At 55.6% G+C, this 3,791-nt stretch carries 5 protein-coding genes; all 5 read left to right on the top strand.

Annotated features, from left to right (window positions below):
• Window positions 1-30 precede the first annotated feature (30 nt).
• Window positions 31-624: an IMP cyclohydrolase gene (locus tag ACTTKG_RS09670; protein ID WP_006190835.1), complete on the top strand. Its 594-nt coding sequence runs from the start codon at window positions 31-33 to the stop codon at window positions 622-624.
• An 11-nt stretch (window positions 625-635) separates the two neighbouring features.
• The gene (locus ACTTKG_RS09665) at window positions 636-914 is read left to right on the top strand and encodes a chaperonin (protein ID WP_442673993.1); all 279 of its coding nucleotides are present in this window, start codon (window positions 636-638) and stop codon (window positions 912-914) included.
• Window positions 911-1,768 (top strand): zeta toxin family protein, encoded by an 858-nt coding sequence (locus ACTTKG_RS09660; protein WP_442673992.1) that lies wholly within the window; start codon window positions 911-913, stop codon window positions 1,766-1,768. Before ACTTKG_RS09665 ends, ACTTKG_RS09660 begins: the two co-directional genes overlap by 4 nt.
• 11 nt (window positions 1,769-1,779) lie before the next feature.
• Window positions 1,780-3,057: a phosphoribosylamine--glycine ligase gene (gene purD / locus ACTTKG_RS09655; protein WP_442673991.1), complete on the top strand. Its 1,278-nt coding sequence runs from the start codon at window positions 1,780-1,782 to the stop codon at window positions 3,055-3,057.
• Between the two features lie 6 nt (window positions 3,058-3,063).
• Window positions 3,064-3,791: insulinase family protein (locus ACTTKG_RS09650; protein ID WP_442673990.1), on the top strand; the 728-nt coding region annotated here is incomplete at its 3' end.

Below are 3,791 nucleotides of genomic sequence, written 5' to 3'. Positions count from 1 at the left end.
TTTGTTGTAGACGAAAGGTGGAGATTGACCATGAAAATCAAGCGTGCTCTCATCAGTGTATCGGACAAGACAGGCGTCGTCGAGTTCGCACGCAAGCTGCATGATGCCGGCGTCGAGATCGTCTCGACGGGCGGCACGATGAAGGCGATCCGCGATGCGGGCATCCCTGTGCTCTACGTCAGCGACGTCACGGGCTTCCCCGAGATCATGGACGGCAGGGTCAAGACACTCAATCCCTACATCCACGGCGGCATCCTCGCCGTGCGCGACGATCCCAAGCACGCACAGCAGATGAAGGAGCACAAGATCACGCCGATCGATCTCGTCGTCGTCAATCTCTATCCATTCGATGCGACCGTGGCGAAACCAAATGTGACGCTTGCCGAGGCAATCGAGAATATCGACATCGGCGGTCCCGCGATGATTCGCGCCGCCGCGAAAAACTTCAAGTTCGTGGCTGTCGTGACGAACCCCTCGCACTACGACGAGGTCGCCGAGATGATCCAAAAGGACGGCTGCGTGCGCGGTATGAAGCGCATGGAACTCGCTCGCGAGGCGTTCCGTCATACGTCGGTCTACGACGAACACATCGCCGCATATCTTTCGGAGCAGATTGAGAAATAGGAGCAACGAGCATGGAATTGAAATTTACAGGATATGACAGATGGGATCTCTCTGTCAGAAAAGAAGTCCTGTATGAATTTGCCTGGTCGCTGCAGTCGGCGATCGAACGTGCTTGCTCTGAACAGGAGCGTGAAACGAAATATCCCTTTCTAAACGCTTTATACGAACGCTCGATCAAGGATGCCGGACGTTTATTGGTTACAGATGATCCGATCGAAGTCCTTAATATCGAAGGGCGCTTAGATCATTTACAGACCATGCTCCCGCTGCTGAAGGATTTGAAACGATGAAATACGGTTTCACGAAAGCAGATGTTGAAGAAGCAACGGAACGCGTGCTCAAGCGTATCATGAAACAGCAAGATATATATTCTCCGGTGGCGCAGCCGATACTCTATCTGTTGGGCGGTCAGCCCGGTGCAGGAAAAAGCACCATCAGTGACCGGCTGCTCAAAGAAAATCCCAATGCCATTTTCATCAATCCGGATACATACCGTGAACTCCATCCGCAGTATGAAGTGATCAAGGCTGAATTACAAACGGATGCGGTGCAGGTGACTGTTGAATTTTCCGGCGCAGTTACCGAACAAGTTCGTCGAGTATTGTCCGATCAAAAGTACAATCTCATTGTGGAAGGTACCTTTCGAACATTGGAAACACCGCTGAGAATTGCAAAAGAGCTCAAAGCGAAAGGATATATCGCTGAACTCCACGCGATTGCCGTTCCTAAAGATATAAGCTATGTCGGTACTCTTGATCGCTATTTCGTAGGAAAAAGCAAGGGAACCGGGCGTGCCGTCGATAAGCAGCATCACGATCTCGTCGTAGAAAAACTGCCGATCCACCTAAAAGCGCTTGCGGAGAGCGGAATGTTCCAGGTGATGCGCTTACATACACGCGAGAAGGAAATTTTTTCAACCGCCTGTGATGCAGAAGGCTTTGTGAAGCAATTCCAACGTGAGGTGGGGCGTTGCCTTGACTTTGAGCAGGAGAAAAAATTATCCAGACGCATTGACTTCGTCAATCAGGCGTTGATGCGCGAAGAACACAAGGGAATTGTCATGATCGCCGGAACGCCCATAGCAGAAATTCGCAAGGAACTGCAAGCGATTCTAATAATCAGAAACATCAGCATGGAACGATAAGGAGCAACGAGATGAAGATTTTGGTCATCGGCAGCGGCGGGCGCGAACATGCGCTCGCATGGAAGCTCAAGGATAGTCCTCATACGGAAAAACTGTATGCGATTCCGGGCAATCCCGGCATGGCGGCGCTTGCCGAATGTGTGCCGCAGATCTCTCCGACGGACAATGCAGCAGTCGTCGCCTTCGCCAAGGAAAACGGCATCGATCTCGTCGTCGTCGGTCCCGAGGCGCCGTTGGCGGGCGGTATCGTCGACGCACTGGCGGCGGCGGGCATCAAGGCATTCGGTCCCGCGAAGCTCGCGGCGGAGATCGAGGGTTCGAAGGCGTTTTCCAAAGATCTCATGAAGAAGTACGGCATCCCGACGGCGAAATATGAGGTGTTTTCCGATGCCGCCGCCGCGCGCGCCTATGTCAAGGCGGAAGGTGCGCCGATCGTCGTCAAGGCGGACGGACTTGCGGCGGGCAAGGGCGTCGTCGTCGCCATGACTGAGGCGGAAGCGCTCGCCGCTGTCGACGAGATCATGGAGGGCGAGGCGTTCGGCGCAGCGGGCAGCCGCGTTGTCATCGAGGAATTCATGACGGGCGAGGAGGTTTCCATCCTCGCCTTTACCGACGGCAAGACGATCCGCGCGATGATTCCGTCGCAGGATCATAAGCGCGCCTACGACGGCGACGAAGGGCCGAACACCGGCGGCATGGGCGCTTATGCGCCTGCGCCTGTCGCGCCGCCCGCGCTCGTCGCTGAGGTGCAGAAGACGGTCTTGGAGCCGACGATCCGCGCGATGGAGAAGGAAGGCCGCCTCTATAAAGGTTGCCTCTATGCAGGTCTCATGGTCACGGAGGACGGCGCGAAGGTCGTCGAGTTCAACTGCCGTTTCGGCGATCCCGAGACGGAGGTCGTGCTGCCGCTCCTCAAAGGCGACCTCGTCGAAATCATGCTGGCGTGCATCGACGGCAATCTCGCCAATGTCGAGATTCCGTGGAGCGCGGGCGCAGCTGTGACCGTCGTCCTCGCGGCGGGCGGTTATCCGAAAGCCTACGAAAAGGGCGCGGAGATCACGGGACTTGCCGAAGCTGCGGCGGAAGGCTGCCTCGTCTTTCACGCGGGAACAGCAGAGAAAGACGGCGCTGTCGTCACAGCGGGCGGCCGCGTGCTGAACATCGTCGCTGAGGCGGCGGACATCCGCGCGGCGGTCGAGAAGGCGTATCGCGGCGTCGATTGCGTGCATTTTGCGGACGCTTTCTGCCGCAGGGATATCGCACATCGTGCATTGGAAAGGATGAAATAAACCTCTATGAAGTTGAATCTCAAGGAAAATGAAATGATTCATGGCTTCCGTCTGCTCAAGCAGCAGACGGTTCCGGAGATCGATGCAAAGGGCTATGCGTTCGTACATGAAAAGAGCGGCGCCCGCCTTTTCTTTTTGGAAAACGACGACGATAACAAGGTCTTTTCCGTCAGCTTTCGCACGACACCCGCCGATGATACGGGCGTGGCGCATATCGTCGAACATTCGGTGCTCTGCGGCTCTAGAAAGTACCCGCTCAAGGAGCCGTTCGTCGAGCTGGTCAAAGGATCGCTGAACACGTTCCTCAATGCCATGACCTTTCCCGATAAGACGATGTACCCCGTAGCGAGCCGCAACGACAAGGACTTCCAGAACCTCATGGACGTCTATCTCGACGCGGTCTTTTATCCTGCGATGAAGGAAACGCCAGAAATTTTCCGGCAGGAAGGCTGGCACTACGAGATCGACAATGCCGAAGAGCCGCTTCGCTACAGCGGCGTCGTCTACAACGAGATGAAGGGCGCCTTGTCTTCGCCCGATGATGTGCTTGAGAACAAGATCATGCTCTCACTCTATCCCGATACGACGTACGGCTTCGAGTCGGGCGGCGATCCCGACGCGATTCCGACGCTGACGTATGAGGACTTCTGCGCGTTTCACAGCCGCTATTACCATCCGTCGAACAGCTATATCTACCTCTACAGCGCTATGGATATCGAGGACAAGCTCGCCTA

Origin of the sequence: Selenomonas sp., from assembly GCF_052169755.1 — a bacterium.
In the GTDB taxonomy this organism is placed as follows: Bacteria; Bacillota; Negativicutes; order Selenomonadales; family Selenomonadaceae; genus Selenomonas.
This window is presented reverse-complemented; position numbering and strand designations above follow the sequence as displayed.